At 46.6% G+C, this 6,213-nt stretch carries 6 protein-coding genes; all 6 read left to right on the forward strand.

The genetic code is table 11. The features are described 5' to 3' along the window. A partial coding sequence (locus ADA01nite_RS22400; protein WP_218029513.1) for a hypothetical protein occupies positions 1-260 on the forward strand: 260 nt, incomplete at its 5' end. 23 nt (positions 261-283) lie between these two features. Beyond that, complete coding sequence (locus tag ADA01nite_RS00125; protein ID WP_146807863.1) at positions 284-589, forward strand: antibiotic biosynthesis monooxygenase family protein; 306 nt, start codon at positions 284-286, stop codon at positions 587-589. A gap of 247 nt (positions 590-836) precedes the next feature. Next, the gene (locus ADA01nite_RS00130) at positions 837-2,735 is read left to right on the forward strand and encodes a PrkA family serine protein kinase (RefSeq protein ID WP_146807864.1); all 1,899 of its coding nucleotides are present in this window, start codon (positions 837-839) and stop codon (positions 2,733-2,735) included. Positions 2,736-2,758: 23 nt separating this feature from the next. After that, a complete protein-coding gene (gene yhbH / locus ADA01nite_RS00135; RefSeq protein ID WP_146807865.1) occupies positions 2,759-3,913 on the forward strand; it encodes a sporulation protein YhbH in 1,155 nt (384 codons plus the stop codon). Continuing rightward, complete coding sequence (locus ADA01nite_RS00140; protein ID WP_146807866.1) at positions 3,910-5,346, forward strand: SpoVR family protein; 1,437 nt, start codon at positions 3,910-3,912, stop codon at positions 5,344-5,346. Before yhbH ends, ADA01nite_RS00140 begins: the two co-directional genes overlap by 4 nt. Before the next feature lie 156 nt (positions 5,347-5,502). Then, the gene (locus tag ADA01nite_RS00145; RefSeq protein ID WP_146807867.1) at positions 5,503-5,994 is read left to right on the forward strand and encodes a hypothetical protein; all 492 of its coding nucleotides are present in this window, start codon (positions 5,503-5,505) and stop codon (positions 5,992-5,994) included. The last annotated feature ends 219 nt before the right edge of the window (positions 5,995-6,213 follow it).

Here is a 6,213-nt window from a genome sequence, read left to right on the forward strand (position 1 = left end):
GCCATGGTGGTTTTTTGCTGATTTATAGACCCCAAGTCTTGTCTTCATTATATCCAGCCGTGAAAATTGCGCCAAGCACCAGGAATGTAACTCCTAAAATAATTGCCATTTTCTATGTCTCCTCTCCCAAGAGTACTTTTCACTTTATTATACCTCATATTTTAACTATTGGAACATATGGAAACACGGTAATCTTGACAAAGTTTGTACGCTTGCAATTGGAAAAGCACAGATGGATTTGCTATAGTGAAAGGGATTGATATTTTATGGAGGTGGGCTCACCATGTACGTTGTCATGAATGTACTGCATGTTCCGGCCGCGATGAAAGGCCGCATGGGAGAAATGTTTGCCAAAAGCGCGGAGCGTATGCGCAATGTTCCTGGCTGTCTGGAGTTCCAGTTTTTAAGCGCAAAAGAAGGGGACAAGCAAATCGTGTACACGAAATGGGATAGCGAAGAGTCGTTCAAAGCGTGGACCGAAAGCGAAAGCTTCCGTCAGGCACATGCACATTCCTCCGATAACAATCCGGCCACCGGCTCGCAGTTGGAAATTTATGAAGTAATGCACGGGGCTACATACGAGAAATAAAGACATAAAAATAGGGCTGAGGTGAGCTATATGCGCATCTCAGCCCTATTTTTACAGAAAAATCTTATGTTTTTTAGTCTTCTCCTTTGCTTCCTATCGCTTTCCTTCTCTTCTCATCTGATTGCGTAAGCGTCTTGGGCGCTAAAGCGGGCAGATATTTAGCATGTCACCTGCATGTGTGGAATAGGATAGTAAAAACGCATCCCTGACTGACCATTCTGAACGAAGAAAAGGAGAGGAGTGCCCGATGGATATCCTGAAGCGGATTGCAGAATACCGTACACGCGAAGAACAGCTAGTTTGGGAAGGGACATTCGCCGAGTACCTTGAGATTGTTAGGAAAAATCCGCACGTTGCCCAGACCGCACATTCCCGGGTGTATAACATGATCAAGCATGCCGGGATTGAACATAATGAGGATGGAAGCAAGAGCTATAAGTTTTTCAGCCGAGAAATTTACGGATTGGACCGTGCAATCGAGAAACTGGTAGAAGAGTATTTCCATTCCGCCGCCATGCGCCTCGATGTAAGAAAACGCATCCTGCTGTTGATGGGACCGGTCAGCGGCGGTAAGTCCACTATTGTCACCATGCTGAAAAGAGGCCTTGAGCAGTTTACACGCACCGAACAGGGGGCCGTGTACGCCATTAAAGGTTGTCCGATGCATGAAGACCCCCTGCACTTGATTCCTAATGAATTGCGTCCGGATATTGAGAAAGAGCTGGGCATTATTATCGAAGGCAATCTATCGCCCTACAATCAGATGCGCCTAGACACAGAGTATGGCGGACGGATTGAGGATATGCCGGTCGAACGGATCGTCTTCTCGGAAGCCAAACGGCGCGGCATTGGAACGTTCAGTCCCTCCGATCCGAAGTCGCAGGACATCGCCGACCTTACCGGCAGCATCGACTTCTCGACGATTACGCAGTATGGATCTGAATCTGATCCTCGTGCGTACCGTTTCGACGGTGAGCTGAATAAGGCAAACCGCGGCTTAATGGAATTCCAGGAGATGCTGAAGTGTGATGAGAAATTCCTCTGGAACCTTCTGTCGCTGACGCAGGAAGGGAACTTCAAAGCCGGTCGCTTCGCGCTGATCTCAGCCGACGAACTCATCGTCGCACATACGAACGAGTCCGAGTACAGAACATTCATCAGCAACAGGAAGAATGAAGCTCTACAATCGCGGATGATTGTCATGCGTATTCCGTACAATTTGCGAGTTTCCGATGAGGAGAAAATTTATGCCAAATTGATTAAGCAAAGCGATCTCGGTCATGTGCATATCGCTCCGCATTCGCTGCGCGCCGCCGCAATCTTCTCGATTCTTACACGTTTGAAAGATTCCAAAAAACAAGGCGTTGACCTGCTTAAGAAATTGCGTCTGTATAATGGGGACGCTGTGGAGGGATTCAAAGAATCGGACATTAAGGAATTGCAAAATGAGTTCGCTGATGAAGGGATGTCCGGCATCGACCCGCGCTATGTCATTAACCGTATCTCCAGTGCGCTTATCCGCCGCGATACCGAATGCATCAATGCGCTTGACATTCTGCGTGCCCTTAAGGATGGATTGGACCAGTCACCTACCATTACGAAGGAAGACAAAGAACGATATCTTACTTTTATCAATGTCGCACGCAAAGAGTACGATGAGCTGGCCAAGAAGGAAGTGCAAAAAGCCTTTGTCTACTCATACGAAGAATCCGCAAAAACGCTCATGGATAACTACCTCGACAATGTGGAGTCGTACTGCAATAAAACAAAAGTGCGCGACCCCATTACCGGCGAAGAAATGGATGCAGACGAAAAACTTATGCGCTCGATCGAGGAGCAGATTGGCATCTCCGAGAATGCGAAAAAAGCATTCCGCGAAGAAATCCTTATTCGTATTTCGGCTTACGCACGCAAAGGCAAACGTTTTGACTACAACAGCCATGAACGTCTGCGCGAAGCCATCGAAAAGAAATTGTTTGCCGACTTGAAAGACGTGGTGAAGATTACGACGTCCACCAAAACGCCGGACGAAATCCAGCTCAAGAAGGTCAACGAAGTTACCGCGCGTCTGATCGACGAGCACGGATACTGCCCAATTTGCGCAAATGAACTTTTGCGTTATGTGGGTAGCCTTTTGAACCGGTAAGCGGTGAAAAAGGGGGAAGCCGCATGAAACATGAACCACCGTTTATTATTTCGCGGGAAGACTGGTCGCTGCACCGTAAAGGCCATCAGGACCAGCAGCGTCATCAGGAAAAGGTTCGGGAAGCGATTCGCAAGAACCTTCCCGACCTTGTCAGTGAAGAAAATATCATTATGTCGAACGGACGAGATGTAGTGAAGATTCCGATCCGTTCTCTTGATGAGTACCGTATCCGGTATAACTACAACAAAAGCAAGCATGTCGGTCAAGGGAACGGGGAATCCAAAGTGGGCGATGTCATCGCCAGAGAAGGAGAGCCTGGTCAGGGGCCCGGCAAAGGACAGGGCGCGGGCGATCAAGCCGGCGAAGACTATTATGAAGCTGAAATCTCGGTCGAAGAGTTGGAAGAAATGCTGTTCTCTGAAATGGAGCTGCCCAACCTCCAGCAGAAGCAGGAGGACGATGTAGTCATCACCGACATTCGGTTCAACGACATCCGCAAAAAAGGATTAATGGGCAACATTGACAAGAAGCGTACGATACTTGAAGCACTGCGCCGAAATGGGCTTGCAGGTCACAAAGGCATCAAAAACATTACAAACGAAGACCTGCGTTTCAAAACATGGGAAGAAATTGTCCAACCGCATTCTAACGCGGTTATTATCGCGATGATGGATACAAGTGGCTCGATGGGGGCGCTGGAGAAATACGTGGCACGTAGCTTCTTCTTCTGGATGGTTCGTTTTCTGCGTACAAGATACGAGAAAGTCAACATTGCCTTTATTGCGCATCATACGGAAGCGAAAGAAGTGACGGAAGAAGCCTTTTTCTCCAAAGGGGAGAGCGGCGGTACCATCTGTTCTTCCGCCTATCGCAAAGCGCTTGAAATTATCGATCAGCGGTATCCGCCTTCGCTGTATAACATTTATCCTTTTCATATTTCGGACGGTGACAACCTGACCTCAGATAACGATCGCTGTGTGAAGCTGGTAAAAGAATTGATGAGCATAAGCAATATGTTCGGCTACACTGAAGTAAACCAGTACAACCGTCATTCTACATTAATGTCTGCATATAAACATATTAAAGATCCGAAATTCAAATATTGCATCGTCCGCGAAAAAGGAGAGGTCTACAAAGCATTAACGACCTTCTTCGCGAAGGAGGCGGCTACAACATGACAGGAGAAGAGATGCGACAACTGGAGCGGGCGGTTGACGAGATTACCGAGATCGCCAAAGGATTCGGGCTTGATTTCTACCCGATGCGCTATGAAATCTGCCCGGCGGATATCATCTATACATTCGGTGCATACGGCATGCCGACCCGTTTCTCGCACTGGAGTTTCGGTAAATCGTTTCATCGGATGAAATTGCAGTATGATTTGGGACTAAGCAAGATTTATGAGCTGGTCATTAATTCAAATCCATGCTACGCGTTTCTGTTGGACGGTAACTCGCTGATTCAAAACAAATTAATCGTGGCGCACGTACTGGCGCATTGCGATTTCTTCAAAAATAATGTCCGGTTCAGCCGGACGAACCGGGATATGGTAGAAAGCATGGCTGCGACGGCGGAAAGGCTGCGTCAGTATGAAATGCAGTACGGAAAAGAGACAGTGGAAGAATTTCTGGATGCGATATTGGCGATTCAGGAGCACATTGATCCAAGCTTGATCCGCCGCCATTTCAGCTGGGCGGAAGATCCGGAGCAGGCGAGGAGCGCGCTTGCCGCTCATGGTAAGCATCCGTATGGCGATCTGTGGCTGCTGGATGAGGAAGAGCGGAAGCGCAGGGAGTCCGCAGAAGAAGAAGCGAAGAAACGGACAGAACGCTTCCCGCCCGATCCTGAAAAAGACCTGCTGCTGTTCATCGAAGAATTCAGTCCCCGTCTGGAGAACTGGCAGCGTGACGTACTGACGATTATGCGCGAAGAAATGCTATATTTCTGGCCGCAGATTGAGACGAAGATTATGAACGAGGGCTGGGCTTCGTATTGGCACCAGCGTATCCTGCGGGAGATGGATTTGACGGAAGACGAGACGATTGAATACGCCAAACTGAATGCCGGAGTCGTTCAGCCGTCTACCACCAGCATTAATCCCTACTACCTCGGCTTAAAAATTTTTGAGGACATCGAAGAACGCTGGAACAATCCGACGAAGGAAGAGCAGGAGCGTTTTGGACGCAAACCGGGCAAAGGACGGGAGAAAATCTTCGAGGTACGCGAACTGGACAGCGATATTTCTTTCATCCGCAATTATTTGACGAAAGACCTGGTGGATAAACTGGATATGTATGTATTCGGCCGCCAGGGCAACGATTGGACGATTACGGATAAAGCGTGGGAGGTCGTGCGCGACCAACTGGTGACGAGTCGGGTTAACGGAGGATTTCCATACCTTCTTGTTCAGGACGGTGATTACCTGGGCAATGGAGAGATGTACTTGTTTCATCAGTATGAGGGCATGGAATTAGACGTAAAGTATCTAGAGAAAACGCTGCCGTATATTTATAAGTTATGGGGCAAGTCAGTGCATATGGAGACAAGGATCGAAGACCGGCGTGTTTTGTTTACGTATGACGGAAAAAAGTGCCATCGGAGATTTTTGTAATAATAAAGCAGCGAGGATCGCCGTGATGAAGGCGGTCCTTATTTTTTCTAAAAAGTATAAATGGTTAAAAAATATTATCGCACTTATAAAGGATTTGAACTAATTTTATCTAAATATTTAGAGAAAGGGGTAAGGTATAAAGAAGGAGGTACCATCATGACAAAAATCAGCGTAAATGGAATACTTATCTCCATCTTCATTGGCATCGTATTCGGCTTGAAAATGCAGGACGATTATTTATTTCGGAACGCAGGAGGACAGGCGGACAATATGCTCAGGCAGGTGGTTTCTCCTGTTGCGAAAGCGCAGTCTGAAGAAAGCATGGAACAGGAACTGACCGATGAACTGGATAGATATATGAAAAATAATTTTAATTTTTCTACGCTTAAAACACATTGGGCGCAATATATTGATGGGTATGAAGTCAGCATAGAAAATGAGACTGTATTCGTTGCGGTGCGCACAAGTTTGACCAGGCCAGACAGCAATTCAAATTATATTCTAAATGCGGTTCAGGGGTTTGTCAGAAGCCGTCTGCCGGACGGATATATTCAAGGACATATCATGATTTATAGTCAGAAAGGGAAAGTGCTGACCGATCGTGATGTAGCGTTAGAAAAAAGGGAACGGCAAAGAGCATTGCCTTGATCATTAGATGGTCCTTTTATTTAGGTAAATATTCTGTTTTACAAATATAAATAAATAAGTTAATATAATAAAGTAAGCTATATTTTTATTGGTATTTCAATTTACCTTAAGGGAACTTTGTGCAGAAGTAGAGAACAAAACTATATAACTTTTCAGCCGCAACCCCGATATGAAAATGATGGGAAGGGCAGCTGGTTTTAGTGGTACGAAGGAAAAGAG

The organism is Aneurinibacillus danicus (assembly GCF_007991215.1).
Classification (GTDB): Bacteria; Bacillota; Bacilli; order Aneurinibacillales; family Aneurinibacillaceae; genus Aneurinibacillus; species Aneurinibacillus danicus.